This window comes from Pseudomonas sp. TMW 2.1634 (genome assembly GCF_001703595.1).
Taxonomy (GTDB): domain Bacteria; phylum Pseudomonadota; class Gammaproteobacteria; order Pseudomonadales; family Pseudomonadaceae; genus Aquipseudomonas; species Aquipseudomonas fragi.
The window spans coordinates 2,832,072-2,851,453 of the sequence record NZ_CP016849.1 but is presented as its reverse complement, the minus strand read 5'-3'; the positions used below and the strand labels follow the sequence as shown (position 1 = coordinate 2,851,453).

At 40.5% G+C, this 19,382-nt stretch carries 23 protein-coding genes; 13 read left to right on the top strand and 10 right to left on the bottom strand.

Features of this window, described 5'->3' with window-relative positions; genetic code table 11:
- Positions 1-28: 28 nt before the first annotated feature.
- Positions 29-2,800: a DUF805 domain-containing protein gene (locus tag BFC21_RS13570; protein ID WP_120266256.1), complete on the bottom strand. Its 2,772-nt coding sequence runs from the start codon at positions 2,798-2,800 to the stop codon at positions 29-31.
- A 255-nt stretch (positions 2,801-3,055) separates the two neighbouring features.
- Between BFC21_RS13570 and BFC21_RS13565 the strand changes: the two genes are divergently transcribed.
- The 10 genes from BFC21_RS13565 to BFC21_RS13525 all read left to right on the top strand — a co-directional run bounded on the left by BFC21_RS13565 (position 3,056) and on the right by BFC21_RS13525 (position 10,291).
- Positions 3,056-3,514, top strand: a complete 459-nt coding sequence (locus BFC21_RS13565; protein WP_120266255.1) for a hypothetical protein — start codon at positions 3,056-3,058, stop codon at positions 3,512-3,514.
- Positions 3,515-3,974: 460 nt separating this feature from the next.
- Positions 3,975-4,382 (top strand): hypothetical protein, encoded by a 408-nt coding sequence (locus tag BFC21_RS13560; protein WP_095035885.1) that lies wholly within the window; start codon positions 3,975-3,977, stop codon positions 4,380-4,382.
- A gap of 332 nt (positions 4,383-4,714) precedes the next feature.
- The gene (locus tag BFC21_RS13555) at positions 4,715-5,734 is read left to right on the top strand and encodes a DNA adenine methylase (protein WP_153404196.1); all 1,020 of its coding nucleotides are present in this window, start codon (positions 4,715-4,717) and stop codon (positions 5,732-5,734) included.
- A 59-nt stretch (positions 5,735-5,793) separates the two neighbouring features.
- The gene (locus BFC21_RS13550; RefSeq protein WP_095035886.1) at positions 5,794-6,156 is read left to right on the top strand and encodes a hypothetical protein; all 363 of its coding nucleotides are present in this window, start codon (positions 5,794-5,796) and stop codon (positions 6,154-6,156) included.
- Positions 6,157-6,378: 222 nt separating this feature from the next.
- Positions 6,379-7,392: a DNA adenine methylase gene (locus BFC21_RS13545; protein ID WP_095035887.1), complete on the top strand. Its 1,014-nt coding sequence runs from the start codon at positions 6,379-6,381 to the stop codon at positions 7,390-7,392.
- Between the two features lie 59 nt (positions 7,393-7,451).
- Complete coding sequence (locus BFC21_RS27285; RefSeq protein WP_141232571.1) at positions 7,452-7,814, top strand: hypothetical protein; 363 nt, start codon at positions 7,452-7,454, stop codon at positions 7,812-7,814.
- 133 nt (positions 7,815-7,947) lie between these two features.
- A complete protein-coding gene (locus tag BFC21_RS13540; protein WP_095035888.1) occupies positions 7,948-8,379 on the top strand; it encodes a hypothetical protein in 432 nt (143 codons plus the stop codon).
- 95 nt (positions 8,380-8,474) lie between these two features.
- Positions 8,475-9,077, top strand: a complete 603-nt coding sequence (locus BFC21_RS13535; RefSeq protein ID WP_120266254.1) for a hypothetical protein — start codon at positions 8,475-8,477, stop codon at positions 9,075-9,077.
- Between the two features lie 239 nt (positions 9,078-9,316).
- The gene (locus BFC21_RS13530) at positions 9,317-9,772 is read left to right on the top strand and encodes a hypothetical protein (RefSeq protein ID WP_120266253.1); all 456 of its coding nucleotides are present in this window, start codon (positions 9,317-9,319) and stop codon (positions 9,770-9,772) included.
- 153 nt (positions 9,773-9,925) lie between these two features.
- Complete coding sequence (locus BFC21_RS13525) at positions 9,926-10,291, top strand: hypothetical protein (protein WP_153404189.1); 366 nt, start codon at positions 9,926-9,928, stop codon at positions 10,289-10,291.
- Between the two features lie 34 nt (positions 10,292-10,325).
- Here BFC21_RS13525 and BFC21_RS13520 read toward each other — a convergent pair whose 3' ends face one another.
- The 5 genes from BFC21_RS13520 to BFC21_RS13500 form a co-directional block, all read right to left on the bottom strand.
- Positions 10,326-10,607, bottom strand: a complete 282-nt coding sequence (locus BFC21_RS13520) for an addiction module antidote protein (protein ID WP_120266251.1) — start codon at positions 10,605-10,607, stop codon at positions 10,326-10,328.
- Positions 10,604-10,912, bottom strand: coding sequence for a type II toxin-antitoxin system RelE/ParE family toxin (locus BFC21_RS13515; RefSeq protein ID WP_095035893.1), 309 nt, complete (start codon positions 10,910-10,912; stop codon positions 10,604-10,606). The genes BFC21_RS13520 and BFC21_RS13515 overlap by 4 nt, the downstream gene beginning before the upstream one ends.
- A gap of 57 nt (positions 10,913-10,969) precedes the next feature.
- On the bottom strand, positions 10,970-11,317 hold the full coding sequence (locus tag BFC21_RS13510) for a hypothetical protein (protein ID WP_120266250.1): 348 nt from the start codon (positions 11,315-11,317) through the stop codon (positions 10,970-10,972).
- Between the two features lie 144 nt (positions 11,318-11,461).
- Positions 11,462-12,169, bottom strand: coding sequence for a hypothetical protein (locus BFC21_RS13505; protein ID WP_120266249.1), 708 nt, complete (start codon positions 12,167-12,169; stop codon positions 11,462-11,464).
- A 160-nt stretch (positions 12,170-12,329) separates the two neighbouring features.
- Positions 12,330-13,046: a hypothetical protein gene (locus BFC21_RS13500; RefSeq protein ID WP_120266248.1), complete on the bottom strand. Its 717-nt coding sequence runs from the start codon at positions 13,044-13,046 to the stop codon at positions 12,330-12,332.
- A gap of 134 nt (positions 13,047-13,180) precedes the next feature.
- Here BFC21_RS13500 and BFC21_RS13495 point away from each other — a divergent pair, with 134 nt between their 5' ends.
- Positions 13,181-14,647: a hypothetical protein gene (locus BFC21_RS13495; RefSeq protein ID WP_162939346.1), complete on the top strand. Its 1,467-nt coding sequence runs from the start codon at positions 13,181-13,183 to the stop codon at positions 14,645-14,647.
- A complete protein-coding gene (locus BFC21_RS13490; protein WP_120266246.1) occupies positions 14,644-15,360 on the top strand; it encodes a hypothetical protein in 717 nt (238 codons plus the stop codon). The genes BFC21_RS13495 and BFC21_RS13490 overlap by 4 nt, the downstream gene beginning before the upstream one ends.
- 7 nt (positions 15,361-15,367) lie before the next feature.
- Here BFC21_RS13490 and BFC21_RS13485 read toward each other — a convergent pair whose 3' ends face one another.
- The 3 genes from BFC21_RS13485 to BFC21_RS13475 are packed head-to-tail and all read right to left on the bottom strand — an operon-like array spanning position 15,368 to position 17,272.
- Positions 15,368-16,003: a hypothetical protein gene (locus BFC21_RS13485; protein WP_095035899.1), complete on the bottom strand. Its 636-nt coding sequence runs from the start codon at positions 16,001-16,003 to the stop codon at positions 15,368-15,370.
- Positions 16,004-16,006: 3 nt separating this feature from the next.
- Positions 16,007-16,441 (bottom strand): hypothetical protein, encoded by a 435-nt coding sequence (locus BFC21_RS13480; RefSeq protein WP_120266245.1) that lies wholly within the window; start codon positions 16,439-16,441, stop codon positions 16,007-16,009.
- A 27-nt stretch (positions 16,442-16,468) separates the two neighbouring features.
- Positions 16,469-17,272 carry a hypothetical protein gene (locus BFC21_RS13475; RefSeq protein ID WP_162939345.1) on the bottom strand — a complete coding sequence of 268 codons (804 nt, stop codon included), beginning with the start codon at positions 17,270-17,272 and terminating at the stop codon, positions 16,469-16,471.
- Between the two features lie 76 nt (positions 17,273-17,348).
- Between BFC21_RS13475 and BFC21_RS13470 the strand changes: the two genes are divergently transcribed.
- Positions 17,349-18,491, top strand: a complete 1,143-nt coding sequence (locus BFC21_RS13470) for a hypothetical protein (protein WP_162939344.1) — start codon at positions 17,349-17,351, stop codon at positions 18,489-18,491.
- Between the two features lie 49 nt (positions 18,492-18,540).
- Here BFC21_RS13470 and BFC21_RS27280 read toward each other — a convergent pair whose 3' ends face one another.
- Complete coding sequence (locus tag BFC21_RS27280) at positions 18,541-19,332, bottom strand: hypothetical protein (RefSeq protein WP_162939343.1); 792 nt, start codon at positions 19,330-19,332, stop codon at positions 18,541-18,543.
- Positions 19,333-19,382: the final 50 nt, after the last annotated feature.

Genomic DNA, 19,382 nt, shown 5'->3' with positions numbered 1-19,382 from the left:
ATTATTATACCATTTCGGCCTTCTATTTTTAGCCTCTTCCTCCCTTGCCAAAGCGGCTCAGGAAATTAGGTTTTCTTTTAAATGCGCGTCTTGCTTGAGTAGTGATTAGCACGTCTAACCAATGAAACATTGAGAATGTGATTATGTTTGTCACAAATATCATTCTGCTGATGAATTCTTGAGCGTATTTAATATAAGGCATGTCAAGCCCTACAATTTCTAATACCGTATTCATTGCTATCAATGAATATCTTAGGCAGCCAATATTGATTGCCATGAAGCAAACGAATGAAACAAAAAGCGTAATTAAGTGCTGTATTATAGTGCTTGTATCTGAGCCAATCGCTGAACTGAATCCTGATGCAATAATGGTTGATAGATTTCTGTCGAGTATTGCAGCTATTTCCCAATTCGCTATGTAGAACACAAGGATTAAAGGACCGAAGAAAAGGTTGGATAAGAAGAAAGACCAAACCGTTTTTGCGAGCAGTTTTAGATTGTTCATGTCGTTGAAGCGTAAAAATGCTAGCAGTGCGAATGCCGAGGTTAAAAACACAAGCAAAGAATAGAACATGTTGAGCACGTAAAGCACATAGAATGGTCCAATCATTAGCGTTGTCATTAAGAATTTCAAAACCAGTGCAAAGATGTATCCAAACAACGAAGCTTTGAGGAAAAAGTTGGCAAAGGTAGACATGAATGAGCCGACTTTTTGAAGGAAGTTCGGTTGGTTCCTTTTGGCTTTGGCTTTCTTAGAAAGCTTTGATTTAGACACGCCAGCTTTTTCGTCTGCTTTTGCTTGCTCACTCATTAGTTTCTGTTTTTTCTTATCACCGAAATGCGTAGCTCCGTAACCAATGAGCTTCATCGCAATAGCTACTTCTGCAATATCAATCATAGTTTCACTGATTTGTTGCCCATATTTCTGTACACAAGTGATTGGATAAATCGTTGATGCACGACACTCATCAAATTTTATTTGCGGATTTGCAAGTGATAAGCCTGTTGCTTGCATGAACTCAGCATTTTGTCCAGACGCTGTTGCGTTTTCGCTATAAAGGCTTTGCATGATAGCTTTTGAGTCTTTTAGAGTAGGGGTGCCTTTGTCTTGTGTGTCGATTTTCAAGTCTCTGAAATCTTCTCCAATCATCAATGTAGCCTCTGGATACCCATGCGATTTTGCCCAATCATCGTCAACAAATGTACCCATCGCTTTCGTTTGAATTGTCTGGATTGGCGATGTGATGTTGAATTGACTTTGTGCTGACTGAGTGAAATTCAAGTCATTTGTAAGACTAGGATGAGTCCAGAAAAAGTTCAATGCCGCTTTTTGTCTTGTTTCTTTAACTCGATTCACAATGTCAGTTGAGTACATTGCTTGTTGCAACTGAGCATTTATAGCTAGTCGTATATTATAATATTCATCAATTAACGCGATTGTGAGTTCTTTGACTTTCGCTGCGTAAACCTCAGATGCTTCTGTACCCATGACTTTCCAATCTGCTGATACACATTCAGATGAGCCAGCTCCTGCTGAGCCTGCGCCTGTGTGGGCACCAATGAAATTCTTCGCTTCTATTCTGTGACTTTCTTCTAATGAGCAAGTGTAATTTATTCTCTGCAAAGCAATTTCATCAGACTTTGCCATCATGTTTAAAAATTCAGTTTTGAGGATGTTGGCCTGAGCGTCTTTGAAGAAATGAGAAACTGCAGTATTTGCTACTTCTTTGAATCCAGCTTCACTGTCTTTAAAATAAGCCTCCTTGATTGCTACTTTGAGTAATTCAGCTTTATTGTAAAGATTGTCTTTAACAGCGTAATCACGGTAGTTCTGGTTGTACCCAACGGCCTTTAAATAAGGAAGGTTTTCCCCCATAGATTCAGGGTTTTGCGCATAGGTAATAGGGTCTGCTGACCACATCGTTTGGTTTGGGTCTTCTACAAAACGGTGCTCGAAATCAATGCCGTCATTGTTGTTTGGTTTCCACACGTCCACTGTCTTGTCTCTTACTCTCCAATCAGTTGTGTGGTTGTGTAGGTTTTCGATTGAATTGTTGAACGCACTCGATGAAGAAATAACTAATGATGTTGATACAAACCCTGCGATTGTTGCTTTTGCTGAATAATAGACATTGCTGTTCTCTTTTCTTTTGTTCGCTTCTGCTACTGATTCACCAACTGTGGGCACTTCCAAGCCGCCTGAGAGCTGGTTGCTTAGATATGTAGATATGACCATGTTTTCGAGCTGCAATGCACCTTGCCCTGCTGCAAGGTTGAAATAATCGCTGACTGAAAGACTTCCGTTGTGTCCGAAAAAGCCCGGTATGAAACTGAATGCGCCCAAACCCATTACGCCAACAGCTACAAAGAAATTATAGCGAGGAGGGTTGTTGCTCTCGTCCGTTGAGAACTCTTTGCCAAAAATTGCTTTTGTCAATGTGATAACTGAGTTGAATATTATTACAATTAGAAAGATTAAGACTACACCAAAAATCAAGATTTTCATTGTGCTAAAAGATTCAATGGTACGAGTATTAAAGTCTTTCTGTGATTGAGTTGAATCAGCTTGAATCTCTTCATAGCTCGAATCGTTATTTTTGTTCTCCAAGATTGATGTGTAAATCGACTCTCCAAAAAATGCAGTTCTGATTTTTTGAGTAATATTTTGGGGGCAGATTTCAGAGTCGAATGATTTTAAGGTTTTGCCGTCAGCACTCATGCCGCAATTTTCAGCAGATGCGAAAGCTGTACCGGAAAAAATGACAAGAAGGAAAAGGAATAGAGGCGCTAAACGTTTCATTTAAGATGCAGTAGTTTCAATCTATTATACCATTTGACCTTACTGCTTTTTGACACAAGACGAAGGCTGCAATGCGCGAGAAAGACCACTCCCCATTTCTCTGAAATGGAGTGAAGGGGATTGGGTTGATGGTGCGTGCGTAGCGTCTGAACGGGCTTTTGCCTTGTGGTGCGTATTAGTAGGTGAGGCGGGTAGGAGCAACGTACAATCAGTCTCACAAAACCTCTAACCCGTATTGCTGAGTCAATCCCTTCTATGAATCACCTCGATCCGATTGCCCTTTTCACGTTGGGCGACTTCAAAAATGACATTGTGAAGCTCCTGACCGCATTTCCTTCTATCTATATGTGTGAACAGACAGCGGAAGGCGTGTACGTGGTCCAGCTCGACAAAGAGACGAATCTGGTCGTAGACGACAAGCAAGCTCTGACTATCAAGCTTGATGACTTCAAAGCTTCTGTGAAGCCTTCACGCGACGGAGGAATCCTTGAGATCCGCTTCCGCTCGGTCGCGTTGGATATATACGGAACCAACGACACAGCCACGGTTATGGTTCCAGAAGGAAAAGGGCTTGTGTACAGGGAAGGGCAGAAGGTTGTGATGGTGTTCGGTGCTCATGCGCCAATCGAAGCAGGGATGACCACTGTGCTCAAAAAGGCGATCTCCAAGGTCGTAAAATGGCGGAAAGGTGAGCTGACTTTCAAGCCAAGCTGAGAAATTCATGATGGTTCAAGTCATTCCCGATCACAAATTTTACTAAAAGTCAGGTTTATTACAATTATTTTCCTATATTGTAGGATTAAATAGTTATCAAAATACAAATCTTAAGATCGTTATGTTATAGGATATGAGCCTTTAATATTTCCAGTGTCCTTCTTCTTTCTCTTTTTCCTTTGATTAAAATATGACCAGCAAGTCTGCAAGCCTCTAATCTAAAGGCTTGTCAGCTTTTTGAAGAAAATTGAAAATTTAAATTGAAGATTTTAATAGATTTTAAAATACCTTTTTTTGGCATTTTCTTTTCAAAGGGTTGTATTTTCTGTTTTTCTGTGCCCTTGACAGATAAAACGGAAATAGATATCTTTTGCCTCGTCGAAACAACTGAGTTTCGGAAATAAAGTTTTACCGCAACAACTTAACAGGCGAAAGCCTCCTTATACGAGAATAGGAAAATATGAATGGTCTAGAAATTATTAAAGCAGTACGTAAAGAATATGACGTAATTGATAGCTTTACTTATTCCCCTGAAGTGAAATCATTTTTGCAGTCAACACTGCATCATGCGATTGTTGATTTGCTCAATGAAATAGATATTGTGGCTGATGAGGAATTTTCGAAATCAGAAGATCTAATTCATGCGGCAATTGCGAAGTCTTTTAATGTATATGCTTGTTTTCTGTATTTCTCTCTTACTGATCGTCATAAAATACTCAAATCTATACCTCATGTAGAAGGTGATGAGCTGGTATTTATATACAACGAGATGGTGAGGATGTTCAAGTTTATGTCGAAAAAAGAAATTCGGAAATATGCGATTAAAGCCCTTGATGAAACAATCGCTGAATGTCTAATCGTTAATTAGTCTGCAGTACTCGCTTAACCACGCACTGAGAAATGCGCTTGTCGTCTTTCGGGATATTTGAAAAGCCCAAATCTCAATGAGCAAGGGTTGCTCTTGGTGGTGGGCAATATATTAGAAGGCTTTTCAATCTAACTGGCATTAGTGATCTGAACCCTAGATTCAAAAAGGCTAAATAACACTAGCCTGTAATTGTTACACTTACATGCATTAACTGAAATGCTTTCACATTTCTAAAAGCAGTTTTAAACAATACTGCAATGCATACCAAAATAGTTAAAGTCTATTTCTCATCATTGGATTAGCCGGTGTTGTAGCACAGCTTCGTGTGTTTTTTGAGTATTAAATATATTGGTTCGAAAACAAAGCTTTTGGGATTTATAGATTCGGTTGTGAGTGAATGCCAGTCGAAAATCAATAAGCCGTCTGACCAGATCGTTTTTTGTGATTTATTTTCTGGATCTGGAAAGGTAGCAAATCACTTTAAGGATCGATTTAAGGTCGTAGCAAATGATCTTGAATATTATAGTTACGCTACTTTGTGTAATCTGCTTAATAACGATTCTTCAACAGCATATGAATGTAAGCCGATTTTAGAATACATGAATTATTGTATGGATGGTATGCAAGGATTTATTTATCAGAATTACAGTGAGGCTGGTGGTCGGATGTACTTCACAAATGAAAATGCCATGTTGATTGATGCTGGGATTTCTTTGGTATATGAGATGTATGAAAACAAGCAGTTGAATGACCAGCAGTTTTACTATTGTCTTTGCTCAGTGTTGGAGGCGGCGGATAAAGTGAGCAATACGACCGGAATGTACTTAGCTTACCTCAAAAAATTTACCACAAGTGCTTTAAAGCCAATCGTCTTCAAAGGCTTTGATTTGACTGAACCCGTGGCGAACAATGAAGTGTATTTAGGAGACGCTAACGCGCTTTTAAAGGAAGCGAGCGGAGACATTCTTTATCTCGATCCTCCGTACACTGCAACGCAGTACAGCAATGCTTATCACTTGTTGAACACGATGGCAAAGAATGAGCAACCTCAAGTTTACGGGATTACTGGGCGCCCGGAAGGACGCAATATTTCAGGTTGGTCAAGCAAGCGAAATGTTGAAGCTGAATTTAGAACACTGATTGAGTCTGCAAATTTTGAATTCCTCATTATGAGCTATTCGAACGAAAGTATTATGCCTGTTGAGTTGATCAGGGATGTGATGGGTTCGTTTGGAAAATACACTGTTCGAAAAATGGAACACCAGCGCTTCAAATCCAAGGCGGGGAATGAAAATTCTGTTGGTGGAAATACTGTGACGGAATATCTTCATGTACTTCACAAGGTTGGTTGAGTGAAAAGTAATATTGCAACATATTAACAGGCGAAAGCCTTAAATCGGAGAGTAATACCATGAATAAGAAAATTAAGAAAGTAAACGAATTTTGGGCGAAGGTGTGTCAGATGTACGACGAATCTACAAGGGAAAAAAGTTTATTCATTTTTCAAGACAATTATCACGCCGAAGAAATTGTGAGTATTGATAATTGGGATATTGACGAAGATGTAGGGCTGAGCTTTGTTACAAAATTGCAATGGTGTTCCTATGATCACGGTTGTACATGTTGGGAATATGGTTTATCTGAAATAGTTAGTGTCGATTCTGAAAAAATGATTCTTACGGTTGATGGCGGTACGAGATATAAATTCAGAGTGGAATATGAAGATTATAATTTTGGTCATGAACGTTCTAATCGGGAGTACTACCCCTTCTGATTCATGTGAGCAAGACCCTTCCGGTAATCGGTTTGAATCAGTTATATCCTCGGTTTAAGAAGAATTAAACTGATGCGCAATTAGTAACACCTACGTGCATTATCTGAAATGCTTTCACATTTCTAACCGCAGTTTTAAAGAATACTGCAATGCATACCAAAATAGTTAAAGTCTATTTCTCTTCATTGGATTAGCCGGTGTTGTAGCACAGCTTCGTGTTTCATGAATTATCTCGGGTCTAAAACAAAACTGCTTGGCTTTATCGATACTGTTGTTACTGAGTGTCAATTTAAAATCAACAAACCCGCTGATGAGATTGTTTTCTGTGATCTGTTTTCAGGATCGGGGAAAGTGGCGAATCACTTTAAAGATAGATTTAAGGTCGTAGCAAATGATCTTGAATATTATAGTTACGCTACTTTGTGTAATTTGCTTAATAACGATTCTTCAACAGCATATGAATGTAAGCCGATTTTGGATTACATGAATTATTGCATGGATGGTGAGCAAGGGTTTATTTATCAGAATTACAGCGAGGATGGTGGCCGAACGTACTTTACAAACGATAACGCAAAGAAAATCGATGCCGGTATATCACTTGTCTATCGTTTGTATAACGAAAAAGAACTGACTGAACAACAGTTTTATTACTGTCTTTGCTCTGTTCTTGAAGGGGCTGACAAGGTATCGAATACCACTGGTTTGTACACGGCTTATTTGAAGGAATTCAAGGGTTCATCAATTAAGCCTATTGTTTTTAAGGGCTTTCAGCTCAAAGATTCCGTGGCAGATAATGATGTGTATTTAGGCGATGCAAATGACCTTGTGAAGGCTGTGTCGGGTGATATTTTGTATCTCGACCCTCCGTACAACCAGCGCCAGTACAGCGGTGATTACCATCTGCTGAACACCATTGCGCAGAACGACAAACCTGAAATTGCCGGAATCACGGGCAAGCGAGTTGGAAGGGTTGGATCTCCGTGGTCTAGCAAAAAGAAAGTAGAAGACGAATTCAGGACGCTTGTTGAATCTGCAAATTTTGAATTTCTTGTTATGAGCTATTCGAACGAAAGCCTCATGCCGTCTGAGTTGGTAGGCGACATTATGTCAGCAAATGGCAAATATTCAGTTCATGAAATGGAACATAAAAGGTTCAGTTCTAAGAAAGGGCAAAAGAATGCTGAAGGCGGTGAAACCGTAACGGAATACCTGCATGTTTTACACAAAGCTGGTTGAATACCAAATGTAGTACCGCAACAACTTAACAGGCGAAAGCCAAAAATCGGAGTGTATTTATGAACGTATCAATCAATGAGTTTAATGAGTTTTGGGCAAAGGTTTGTCAGCTTTATAACGAGACAGGGGAAGGTGATAAAAGAGTATTTCTGTTTCAAGATAATTATGAGTGTGAAGAGTTGTGGGGTATTGAAGATCGAGAAAGTTTCGAAGATGGATCTATATATTTTACAACTAAACTTCAATTCTGCTCTGTAAAACATGGGTGTACAGGTTGGGAGCTTGAGCTTTCTGATGTGGCTGCAGTTGATGTTGAGAAAATGACAATTACTATGTTTGGAGACAGATTCAAAGTCAGAGTTGAAGATGAGGATTACGATTTTTCTTATGAATGGATGAATAAGCAATATTACCCATTCTGATGTTTTTAAGATGATTGCACAAGGCTGGATAAGTTTTTTGTTAATTTAAATTAACTAGTAATGGTGCATAGGTTGGTTTTGATTTGCTGTTTCAGTAATTCTGCTGAGACAGATAATTTTTAATGGTGATTGTATGGGAAAGGTAAGAATGGGCTTTGATGCCTCGGAAGCGAATATTGATGGCGTGAGAAGACGGGAGATAGCGCTTATAGAATCCCGCTCATTGTCTGATGAGCATGAAAAGTTCTTGAAGGATGTTTGCAACAAAGCATTGTCTCGATTTGCTAATGTGGAAGCAAAATATAATAAATCTTTAATCAATACTGACGCTAGTGTTATGCGTCATGCCATTCGAACTTATGGACTTCTTTCTCACATGGCAATTTATTTCATGCTCACTAATCGCAGAGTATTTTTAAGGCCGATTAAAAATAATCCTGATGCGATTGATAGTGATTTGATTATGTACAACGTTATCCTTAAGCAAACTCGAAACTTTTCTAAGTCGAAGTCAGTTGAGGCTGGACGTTTAATGCTTAATGTGTTCAGTATCGAAGTGCCTTAGTTGGCAGTATTTTAAAGTGCAAAATCCGATTTTTTAAAATGGTATAATAATCTCAATGAATGCAATTGTGTGTTCACCACAAAAGGTAAAAGAAAATGAGTACAAAATTTACGAAGGAAAATTTAAATGACATTATAGTAGAGTCAGTCGTTGATTCGTTGAATTTCAATAATGAGCAGGCCGTTTTGAAAGCCAGAGGCGGAGCTGCACAATTAGACGAAACATCTTTTCAAAGATTCTCTAATAACAAAGTTGAAATATTGAAAAACGCTGGTGTTGATGAGTCTGCTATACCTAACAATGTTAATGTCGAGAATATTTTAGTTGCAAAGCAGGTTTCTGACTTGATAAATCACAGTCCTGAGTTAAGAGAGATAAAGAATCATATCTCAAATGGTAATATTAAGATTGATGCGTCTGATGCATCTTCGGTTCTTAAGTTGAATTCTGAAAAATTGATAAAAAACGCTGCTAGCGATGTGCTGTTAAGGGTGAGCAGTATTCACCATGAGCCAATTGGAAAAGGTTTTGACGTTTCAATTCCAGCGTTTCACGGTGGCTCTATCCGTGCCCAAGATTTGGTTTCTGGTTTAAAAATTGCTGGTGAGTATGTCTCTGACTCTTTGCTCGAAATTAAGAGTAAGGTTGATTTGAAGGTCGAAGACAAGCAAACCTCAAAACCGAAACTGAAAATGTAAAACCATAATGAATGTCACAAGAGAGCCATAGGCTCTTTTTGTTTTTCAGTAGATAAAAAACCTTTGCTGATCTAGTGAATATTTAACCTAACCTTTGAAATGACCGCCTGATTAGCGGTTTTTTTTAGATTATTCTGATGATGACTATTAGTCGTAATTAACACCTCTATAGTTAGGTGATAGCAGTCGGCCACTCCATGCGGTAACATTCCATAACTAAATCGTACCGAGGCGCGGCAATGAAAACGGTTATTACTATCACTGCTTGCCTGCTGATACTCGCGGGATGTCAAGACTCAGAAGAGAATCGATTGTTCACGGTAGCGAATGCTGCAAAAAAGAGCATTGCCGCAAGGTACAAAGACCCTGATGCAGTATTGTTTAAAGACCTGAAGCTAGACTGGCATCAACAGCACATATGCGGAGAACTCAACGCCAAGAATGGGTTCGGTGCTTACACAGGATATGAAATGTTTCGAGCTGAACTCAAAGGCACTGGTGCCGATACGACTGTCACAGATTTTTGGACAGCGAGGAGCAAGCTAAATCAAGTTTTTGATGACAGTGCGGCGGGGCGACTAACCACTACTTTAGGCGAGGCGAGGCTAAAAATCATTTATGAAGTCGTTTGCGATGATTCCACTTCTCATCAAAGCTCATCGAAATCTCCTATTTACATTCCCGTTAAAAGCTGACAAAGACATTATTCATATTTTGGCAAACCGTCCCTGAACAGAGCAGCAGGGCGTGCCAGCATCTGCGAGTAAGTGAAAGGCAGCTTAGATTGTTTTTTATCGCCTGAATAAGAATGACGAAATGGTAAAATAGAAGAAATAAATACTAAAATTATGAAGAATTTGAATGCAAATAATTCCAATCCGTTGAGCAATTCAGTTAATTACACGATTTCAATGACACCAACATCTAGTCTAAAGCATGAAATAAGTGAAATGGTCCAAACCATTGCTGCTTACCATAAGCACACATTCAAAGATACTTCGTTAGGGTATGTGATTCGTGCAGGTAAGAGAAAGCTCAACATTTCACACGATGGATTAGTCGGTGGCTATTTTAGTGTCAAGCCATTTGACGGCTTTGACGATTATGAGTTTTGGATTAATAAAGTAAAGACTGATTCATTCGGAACTGTGATTGCAGGCAATATTGCATTTCACCTTTCAAAGACAAAAGATGAGGCGGGAAAATTTCGTTAATCAGTAAACAAAAAGGAGCCTTTTGGCTCCTTTGTTATACGTGCTGGGCAGTCAATTTCACACCCAAAGCATTCACCAACTTCAATACCGTGTCATAGCGGGGTTTTGCGCCCGGTGCCAGCGCCTTATAGAGACTTTCGCGGTTGATACCTGCATCCTTCGCAAGCTGACTCATTCCACGCGCCTTGGCGACTTCTTGCAGCGCACGAAGGAAAACGTCAGGGTTTGGGTCTTCCAACGAAATGGTCAAAAATTGAGCAATCTCGCCCTCGTTGTTCAGGTAGTCAGATGCTTCAAAGACTTTGAGTTCTCTCATTTTCTATCTCCTTGCTCGATCTCATCGAGGATAGACTTCGCAAGCTTAATGTCACGTTTCTGTGATGACTTGTTGCCTCCACACAGTAGCAGATAGACCACTTCACCGCGCCTTGTGTAGTAGACGCGGTAGCCGGGTCCGACGAAGATCCGCATCTCTGAAATGCCTTCTCCTACCGGCTCACAGTCTCCGAAATTCCCTTCCTGTGCTGACATGATACGGCTGATGATTCTCAGACGTGCCTGTACGTCTTTAAGACCTTTCAGCCATGCGTCAAATTCGTGAGTTCTGATGAGTGTGTTCATATGTCGAGTGTAGCCGAACGGCGACACTCCAGCAACGGGGAATTGGTCAATATTTGATCAGGTGGGGATTTCGTTGAGGTTGCTCCCGGTATGAAGAGGAAGCTCAATGCCTTTGTATTTCATAACCAGCTCACCCACACGCGATAAATCAGCGGTTCTGCTGGCCGGGCTTCTGCCTGTGGTTGAGAAATGCTCAGAAAGGAACCTGTGACTCAATCCTGTTGGGAAGAGTCCCTTTGCTAAACGCTTGGCTAGCTCAAACGTCATATCTAAGCTTTCAATATCAGCAATGTATTTCAATGAATCTATTTTCAATTGCGCTCGTTCTGCTCTTGCAATCGCAGATATTGCAGCGGCTTGCATGGCGCGAGCGTGTCTATCGTTGTAGCCGGGTTTGTTACTCATAATGTCTCTGGTGGTTTCATACTCCTAATTATACCATTTCGAATAAGCCTATTTTTTGCTTACGGTAATATTCCGGGAGCATACTCAGATATAAAACACTCAGGCACAAAAAAGCCCCAATGAAGGGGCTTTTAAGTTTTGGGGTTATTTCGGAGCGATGGTGAATCCTTCGAAAGCAGTTGTTTCTTTGATTGCTTTCACGATAGCAGCTCGTTTGGCTTCTACTTCTTTGCCATTGCTGAGCTTGAAATGTGTAGGATTCGTATGCTCTTTGCCAGCTTCGTCTGTTTCGATTTTGAAGCCTAGCAGCTCAAAAAACTCTTTGTCTTGGGTCAGGTCAGCACCTGCACGGCCGCTGCGCATAGTCACATCTGCTGTCTTACCATCCGGGTTCGTTACTGTGTAAGTAACGGCAGGGGATTTTTCACGCTTGGTTGCTGCGGTCGAAGACCTACGAGTTCTAGCCTCTTTCAGCGCGACGTTAGTGCCTTTGATTACTTCTGTTGCGATGCTGTAAGCCAGATCACGAAACTCTTCGCTGTACGCTTGAAGAATGGTCTGGAAGGAGTTGTTGCCACGAATACCCTTGTACTGGTCCGCGATATTTTTCTGGTCCAGCTTGGCTTGACTCAATTTAGCAAAAAGCTTTTCGAGCAAGGCGTCGTCACCTTGGTTTGCGGCTGCTGCAATTTTGGCGTGAATTTCAGCAAGAGCATTGTTGTCGCTCAACGAAGTGATTTTCTTAAAAATGGCTGTGCCAAGGTTCTTAGCTTGTTCTGCATGCGAATCAGCGGCCTGAGCTTCTTCAAAGCTGTGCTTGGCTGTGGTTTGGTCTTTATGAGTGTTAGCCATTTTCGAAAATCCTTCTTGAAATTAATAATGTTCAATTGCTTGAATGTGAAGCTAATGTGCCATCACGATGTTGTCAACAAAATTATGTGACATTACAGATTGTTTACAAAATCGAGGCAATAAAAAGCCCCAGTGAAGGGGCTTTATGATTCGCATCAAATCACTGTTGAGCAGCGATTGTGTAGCCTTCAAATGCGATTTGGCTTTCGATTGCTGTGACAATAGCTTTACGTGAAGCGGCGTGCTCTGCACCAGTCTTGTCTGTGAAGGTAGATGGGGATAACACTTCTTTACCATCCTCGTCTTTCTCGATAGCAAAGCCTAGCAAGGCAAAGGCTTCCGCATCCTGACTTAGGATGGTAGCGCCTCGACCCATCCGCATAGCCAGAATGGCTGACTCGCCGCTGTCCTTTGTGATGACGAAGATTTCAGCTTCTTTCTTTACACGCGGGGTTTTGGTTTTGCTCGCTGGTTCTTTCAGAGCTTTGTCTGTCTGATTCAGGACTTTCAACGCCAATCCGTACACGATTTCTTCAAAGGCTGGGTCAGTGCGGAAACTGGACAAAATCTGAGCGATGGAGAATTTAGAGCTGATTTCAGCCAAGGCAGAAGCATTGTCTTGTTCTGCATCTTTTATTTTCTTCAGCTCGCTCATCAGGTCGTGAGCTTTATCGTCATTTGCTTCGTCAATCGCTTTGCGAATAGATGCACGCAACTCACGAATTTGAGCGCTTTCGCCCGAGCTGTTCACTAACGCATCAAGAACAAACTCACTGACAATTTTAGATTGTGGAGCGTGCTCTGAACGACTGATAGAGGCTTCGTACAGTTCTTTCGCTGGAAGGCTTTCTATATTGTCAGAAATAGAGTTTGTCATTTAGATTCGCATTGGGTGTTTGAAAGAGTCGGTTAATATAGCAAAAAACGCTGGTAACTTCAATTGAGATATTTTTGGTGAAAATATGAATTACTAAAAATGGTAAAATATGGACATAACTACTGTACTTAAAAATGGCTATTAAAGAATCACTAATAAGTGTCATGAACAAATTGAAAGAAGTTTACACGCATCAGGTAGACTTCTTAACTGATGATGATTTTTATAACAACCCCTCTGATGACAAAGAGAAGCTTAATGGTATGCAAGCTGAAAATATTAATGAGGAATACGGTCAGCTTGATTCGAATAAATACAAGTCAGGTGTACATGCTGTGTCCAGCAAGTCTGAACCTCAACTGTCTGCGAGAGAAATTGAACATGCTGAGTTAGAGTTTCAAGAGAAAATTAAGAAATTCTGTGAGGAGCATGACTACTCTTATAAAAGGTCATTGATGTATGAAAATTTCAAAATAACAGATACGGCTGGTAATGAAATATTCACTGTGAAAAGCTCTGGTGATTTCAAGTATACCAATGCAGATGAAACCCAATTTCAAGCCATGATGAAAATTTCTGCTGGGCAATTTGCTAAGAATAACAAAACGGCATATCCGTTCGTTAAAGAGGATGACCCATCAATTCCAAATTCCAAACAAGAAGCAATATTGAGAATTGCGATTGAGACATTGCTTGAACATGAAGTGCCATTGAAGCGCATCAAAATCAGAAGCAAGAAATGGGCGCATTTAATGGATGAATATGCTTTAAAGCAGAAGGAAGAATTTAAGCAAGTAAAGCCAGTTGAAATTGGTGGTGTAGAGGTTGGTGAGTCAGGTAAGCCTGAGCCGAACAAAATCACTAAGATTGAGCCGTTTGGTACAATTGATAAATTCGAACCTGAAAAGCCTGTGGTTGCGGATAAGGTTGATGAGAAGCCTGCCATTGTTACTTCTGATGAAGTGAAAAAAACGGATGGACTTGTCTTAAAACCAGTTGTGACGAAAGACTATACAAAAACGCTTCAAGGAGAATTGTTCCTAGCGATGCAGAATAGCGGTGGTGCAATGTTCAAATTGCTGCAACAAGCTGATAACTTTGCAAAACGTAATTTTGAAATTAATTTCAGCAAAAATGGAGAGTTGGTTTCTGTTTCGCATATCAGACCAGTTGAAGATGGAAATATCCACGTTTTAACTTTTCCTCTGGATAAGTTGGAAAACGGTCTTGAAATGAAAGAAGGTGTGGGTCTTTATCATAATCGTCAAAATCAGTTGGAGGAGGCTGGAAACCTCAAAAGCGTGTTGAAAGAGCTGGTATCAAAAAGCGATAGTTACGTTGAGTTTAAAGAGCTGGTTGAAGCCAAAAAAGTCGAAGGGATTGAGATTGGATTCACTGCTGATAATAGAAATATCCATGCAAAACGCTTTGGTGAAAAAGAAGAGTACGCTCAAATCGCAGTTTCAACGGTTGGTACAGGTATGAAATTATTAAAGGACAAGAGTGCTTATGAAAAGGGTACATTTCCTTACGATATGGAAACAGCGAAAACCTTCGAGCCTGAATCGAAAGTGAAGAGTAATTTGGAGAAGCTTAAATGAATCTCCTGAGTTTGTTTCGCAAAAACGGTAAGGCTGAAAAGGTGGTTGATGAGAGTGTCTTGACAGATGCTTTCCTCAAAACTATCAACGTAAGGCTCTTGAAATGCTGTTCCAAAGCTACGCTCGACTTGCCTATCCTTGTTGAGAGGTCATCCCTTCACTCGCCCATCGGGCGGGAGTGGCTTGTGTCGTCTGGTGAAGGCTATGCCATAAGGGACGTTGCTCTGCTTCAAGCACAGCTACTGAAAAATCTACTGGTCAATTTAGCTGATGAATTTCGAATCAGCGCTACTGATGAAGGACAGTTCTGTTTGTCAGTTTTGTTGGATGAGGCGCAGGGTCAGGTTGATGAGTCTGGTGAGTACGTGGAAGGGGCGAGTCTTTTGGTTGTGATTTCCAAGGCGGTGCTTGAAGCCGTGGAGGGCATTGCAGACGAATCCAAGGCGGAAGGGCTAGTAGCGATGAAGTCAGCCTATACAGGGCTTCTGAGTCGTTTCTTGATGAAGGATTTGACTGATTTCTTTCGTGACTATCCAAGACTTACGAGCGCGCTCGCAAAACTGGAAGGTTTGAGAGGTTCGCACCTTGTACAGGGGAGTGAAGGCAGTCTTAAAAGCTTCTTAGACAAGACGCTGCAGAAGGACAAGCCGGTCCTTTTCGATGACCTGTACACACGCGACACGTCCAACACGTTCAAAAAAGAAGCCCAGTGAAGGGCTTTTATGATTTTGGGGTGTCAGGCTTTGCTGAAGGGTAGTGCTGGCTAATTCTGTCGCATCTGAGTTCATCGAACATTTCGCTTAAATGATGTTTTTTTAGATTTTTTCCATGCAATAGTTCTATTATTTGAAACGGCTGCATTACGCTAAATTTCTTTCTGGAAATGCCAAGGCCGAAATATTTCTGGTCTAGTTCGTATAAGTTTTTGTCAAAAAACAGGTTTTGCTCTTCCGGCTCTAAAAGCGTGCGACTAAACAAGCTGTATCTATCGTCTTTGTTTCTTAAAAACTCCATGAGTTTAATTTTTAAATCGAATATTTCTCTTGGCGTTCTGCTCTTACCATGTATAAGCGATTTCAAGCCCTCATCGAAAACTGACATTGACATGTTTTGCTCGAGCGGCATAAAGGCGTATTTGTTGTTGATTGTTATGCAAAGGTCTTCGTTGTAGAAGCGTAAATAATCCATCAAGACATTTTGTTTACCCTCATAGGTTTTTTGATTCATATTCTTGTATGGTGAGCTTTCGAAAGATGTATCTAGTTGATTTCCTATCGAGTCATTAAATCCTAAATCTAATGAATCTATGTCAAAATCATCAGTTATAAGGTTTTTTATGTCTTTGGTATTGCTCATGAATTACTCCTCTTTAGTTGTCTTGCTAAGTTTTTTTGTTATACCAATTCCGAGGCCAATTGGCAGTGCTATGTAAGCGAGAATTCCAAGTAAAGCCAAAGGCGCTTGTTTGCTGAATTCTGTCAAGGTTACTAACCAATCTATGAATGAAAAGCTGTAAGCGTGCTGTAAAAACTGGCTTGTACAAAGTAATGCGCAGAAAGAAATGAAGGATATTTTGACAAGGCTTTCTGTGTCATATCTATGCGAAAAGTAAAAGAGTGCATTTGCTATAACCATTGATATTGCCACGCTTACCAAACCGCTAACCGTAATAGCCACATTTTGAATCATTACAAAGAAGATAGTCATATTCGCAATTATTTGGAATGTGTGCTTTTCAGTAAAGTCCTTTGCGTTTGTTTTGTAAGAGTTAATATGTTCTTTTAGTGTTGTCATTTTAGTTCGTGATTATTATTATGCTAATTATACCATTTCATTTTGATAATCTTCGTTTTCGGCGTTGATTATCATGAAAAAGTTATTCCATTCTGGCGAGTGCTTGCTTTGTACAATGCCGCTGATGGCTAAATTCTGCGAATTAAGTATCGCTAAATAAATAACATCATCGCTTTTTTCTTCCCTGATTTTTACAAGGACGTGTGGCTTCTTGGTTGTAATTAGCCCCGTTTTTAATGTGTTGAACGGAAAACCAGCCTCGTCTGCAATCTCGATGACAGGGTTGATGAGCTGGTCTGTGAGGTGTTTCAGCTTTATGCATAAGTCAGTAGAGTAAATGATTGCAGGCGCTTGCAAAGGCTTTTTATAAAGCGTGTCGTATCTGTTATCGGGCTTAAACTCGGTGTTTTTTCGTGATAGATGTTCGTGCCCATTAGTTACGTCAACGGCCCTCTCGAATAATTGACAGAATGATTCTGAAAAATACTTCTCTCCATCTGAAAGGTTTTTGTCCTTCTCTATATTCCGCTTGAATCTCCATTGGCTGTGCCCCTTCGTGCTTACTCTGTAACCTATTTCTAACCTGTCCAAATGAGTGTCGATATTTTCATTGCAAAGGTAGTGACAACTGATGAATTCATACTCAGATATTGTTGTATCTGAATATCTTTCAAAAATCAGAATGTTTCTTGGGTCGCACTTTAATGTCTTTGCATAATTCTTGATGAATGTTTGAGTGATGCGATTGCATTTTCGAGGTATTGAAACGACGAAGTTGGGTAGCTTAATGTCTAAATTAGGCTCTTCTAAAGTGTTGTAAATGCTGGACATTATGATTTAATTTGGTTTAAGTCTATTATACCATTTACAAATGTTACAATTATTAGAAACAAACCTTGTAAAACATATGAATGAACAAAATATAAATGGTATGCCTGCGTTAAATTTCAATGAGAAAGAAGATGAGTCGAATAATCTGACATTCAATTTCGACAATTACACGCGAGAAACTAACAAATCGGTCGTCACTGACAGCACTAATAAAGTAATTGACTCACTATCAAATCTGATTAGCTCTGTTCCCTCTGAATCCAAGAATTTTTACCCTGCAAACTTTGCTTCCCAGTTTCAGCGTTTAGAAGCAAAAGGAGCACTGCCAGAGATTCATCATGACACGCCAGTAACTGATGCGATTGTGCTTCCTCACGAATCCCAGCAAGCCCAAGAAGCCCAAGATTTGGATGAAGTGGTTGAGGCACTAAATCAGCCTGCGTCAGATTTGGATGGGTTTTTTGCCGGGGTAGAAGCTGGTGAAGAAGAGGAAGACGAAGCTGAGCATGTCGTTCAGGAACAGCAGATTATTGAAGCATTAGCTGAAGGAGCTTTTGAAATAGATGACGCTGAGACGTTTGTAGAAGCATTGTCTGACTTATCCACACCTGTTGAGACGTTTGTGGAAGCTTTGTCTGACCTATCCACACCTACTAATGCGACTGATGAAGGTGTTGTGTCTTGCGAGTCAGACGACATCACAGTCCCGGCCTGCATCGAAGGAGAATCAGAGCATGAGTCCTTTATGCCTAGCGAAGACATTGTTCTTCCTGCTCACTTTGAGGACGTTCCTTTCAGCGAGCCAGACACCTTCGCCCATGACGACATTATCCCTGTCTACGCGCCTGTCAAAACGCCTGAACCAACGCAGCTATCAATAGCGCTCGATATGCTCAGGCAGCATCGCTTAGGCAGTCTCAATCGTGGCAACAAGCCCGACTTCGTGTCTACGAAAGACAGTGAGCGTCTACGTGCGTGCATGAAGGAGAGCTACAAAGCTGGCTTGGGATATATAGAATCGATGGAAGATGCGTGCAGCCTCAGTGATGCACTGGGCGTCATGCTTTCGGATAACAATCTGGATGGCGTGAATGCGACTATTGATGCACTGAATGTGGTTCGAGAACAAGCCAATGCTCGCAAGCAAGAGGTTTTCGACGCGAAGCAGCAAGCCAAGGATATTCTGTGGGAAGGTTTCGAACGAAAGTATTTCAAATAATCTGTGTAAAAAGAAAACCCCTTTATGGGGCTTTTTTTTGGTCTGTGTTTCAGAGATTCACTCCGGCCAATTTTGCCGTTTCCATAATCATCGAGGCGGTATGGGGCAGGTCGATTATTAGAGCCGATGCAATGAGAATAATGACTGGTTTTGCATATCCTTGCCTTGCTGAACCGTCGTTAACTGCTTTTAACGACATGATGCTGCTGATGAAGAAGAAAAATCCTATTGCCTGAAATAATCCCACTATCACTTTCATGTTGTTTTGAAATGCTTCTGTTGCCTCAGAATTTCCGAACTTGCTTGAAATAGTTTTGTCTAGTGAACCTGATATTTCACTCGTTGCATTTGTCCAGCAGCTACTTTGAGATTTAATCTTTACGTCTGTACTGCTTTCAACCACGTAACAAACACCGTCGCCTTTTTCGCCTGAAATTGTAGTAATTAAGGTTCCTAAAGTTGATGTGTACGAAACGAGCATTACTCCGCAAACGAATAACATCACAATGCTTGGTATGGTTATTTTTTTGTTTGAGCTGCTTTGTTCTGAATATGCTGCTGCACGAGTACAAGCCATAACAAGCAAAATCATGCCAAGAAAAATTGAAAGTGCTTGCCCAACAAGAATTGATACAGCAACGAGTTTTTCTCGATACGCTTGAGCGTCGCTTGAAACTTCAGTGTTTATTGAGCTTCCAGACCCACCGGAGGTTACTAATGGCGGCAGGTCAGCTACGGGGAATGTCGTGACCCCGTTGTCTGCGAAAGAAGAAAGCGAAAATAAAAGCAATACTGCGAATAAAGTCGTTGCCAGTATTTGTTTAAGTGTTATGTGATTCATGTGTAAGTTGTTTGTTTAACATCATTATACCATTCTCGAAATGCTATAAT

Excerpts from the sequence above, each read along its gene's own strand:
- BFC21_RS27285 (WP_141232571.1), top strand. The coding sequence starts at position 7,452 with ATGAACGTATCAATCAATGAGTTTAATGAGTTTTGGGCAAAGGTTTGT.
- BFC21_RS13530 (WP_120266253.1), top strand. The coding sequence starts at position 9,317 with ATGAAAACGGTTATTACTATCACTGCTTGCCTGCTGATACTCGCGGGA.
- BFC21_RS13480 (WP_120266245.1), bottom strand. The coding sequence starts at position 16,441 with ATGACAACACTAAAAGAACATATTAACTCTTACAAAACAAACGCAAAG.
- BFC21_RS13520 (WP_120266251.1), bottom strand. The coding sequence starts at position 10,607 with ATGAGAGAACTCAAAGTCTTTGAAGCATCTGACTACCTGAACAACGAG.
- BFC21_RS13485 (WP_095035899.1), bottom strand. The coding sequence starts at position 16,003 with ATGAGCAATACCAAAGACATAAAAAACCTTATAACTGATGATTTTGAC.
- BFC21_RS13535 (WP_120266254.1), top strand. The coding sequence starts at position 8,475 with ATGAGTACAAAATTTACGAAGGAAAATTTAAATGACATTATAGTAGAG.
- BFC21_RS13565 (WP_120266255.1), top strand. The coding sequence starts at position 3,056 with ATGAATCACCTCGATCCGATTGCCCTTTTCACGTTGGGCGACTTCAAA.
- BFC21_RS13495 (WP_162939346.1), top strand. The coding sequence starts at position 13,181 with ATGGCTATTAAAGAATCACTAATAAGTGTCATGAACAAATTGAAAGAA.
- BFC21_RS13510 (WP_120266250.1), bottom strand. The coding sequence starts at position 11,317 with ATGAGTAACAAACCCGGCTACAACGATAGACACGCTCGCGCCATGCAA.
- BFC21_RS13515 (WP_095035893.1), bottom strand. The coding sequence starts at position 10,912 with ATGAACACACTCATCAGAACTCACGAATTTGACGCATGGCTGAAAGGT.
- BFC21_RS13545 (WP_095035887.1), top strand. The coding sequence starts at position 6,379 with ATGAATTATCTCGGGTCTAAAACAAAACTGCTTGGCTTTATCGATACT.
- BFC21_RS13560 (WP_095035885.1), top strand. The coding sequence starts at position 3,975 with ATGAATGGTCTAGAAATTATTAAAGCAGTACGTAAAGAATATGACGTA.
- BFC21_RS13525 (WP_153404189.1), top strand. The coding sequence starts at position 9,926 with ATGAAGAATTTGAATGCAAATAATTCCAATCCGTTGAGCAATTCAGTT.
- BFC21_RS13490 (WP_120266246.1), top strand. The coding sequence starts at position 14,644 with ATGAATCTCCTGAGTTTGTTTCGCAAAAACGGTAAGGCTGAAAAGGTG.
- BFC21_RS13500 (WP_120266248.1), bottom strand. The coding sequence starts at position 13,046 with ATGACAAACTCTATTTCTGACAATATAGAAAGCCTTCCAGCGAAAGAA.
- BFC21_RS13470 (WP_162939344.1), top strand. The coding sequence starts at position 17,349 with ATGAATGAACAAAATATAAATGGTATGCCTGCGTTAAATTTCAATGAG.
- BFC21_RS27280 (WP_162939343.1), bottom strand. The coding sequence starts at position 19,332 with ATGAATCACATAACACTTAAACAAATACTGGCAACGACTTTATTCGCA.
- BFC21_RS13570 (WP_120266256.1), bottom strand. The coding sequence starts at position 2,800 with ATGAAACGTTTAGCGCCTCTATTCCTTTTCCTTCTTGTCATTTTTTCC.
- BFC21_RS13550 (WP_095035886.1), top strand. The coding sequence starts at position 5,794 with ATGAATAAGAAAATTAAGAAAGTAAACGAATTTTGGGCGAAGGTGTGT.
- BFC21_RS13540 (WP_095035888.1), top strand. The coding sequence starts at position 7,948 with ATGGGAAAGGTAAGAATGGGCTTTGATGCCTCGGAAGCGAATATTGAT.
- BFC21_RS13505 (WP_120266249.1), bottom strand. The coding sequence starts at position 12,169 with ATGGCTAACACTCATAAAGACCAAACCACAGCCAAGCACAGCTTTGAA.
- BFC21_RS13475 (WP_162939345.1), bottom strand. The coding sequence starts at position 17,272 with ATGTCCAGCATTTACAACACTTTAGAAGAGCCTAATTTAGACATTAAG.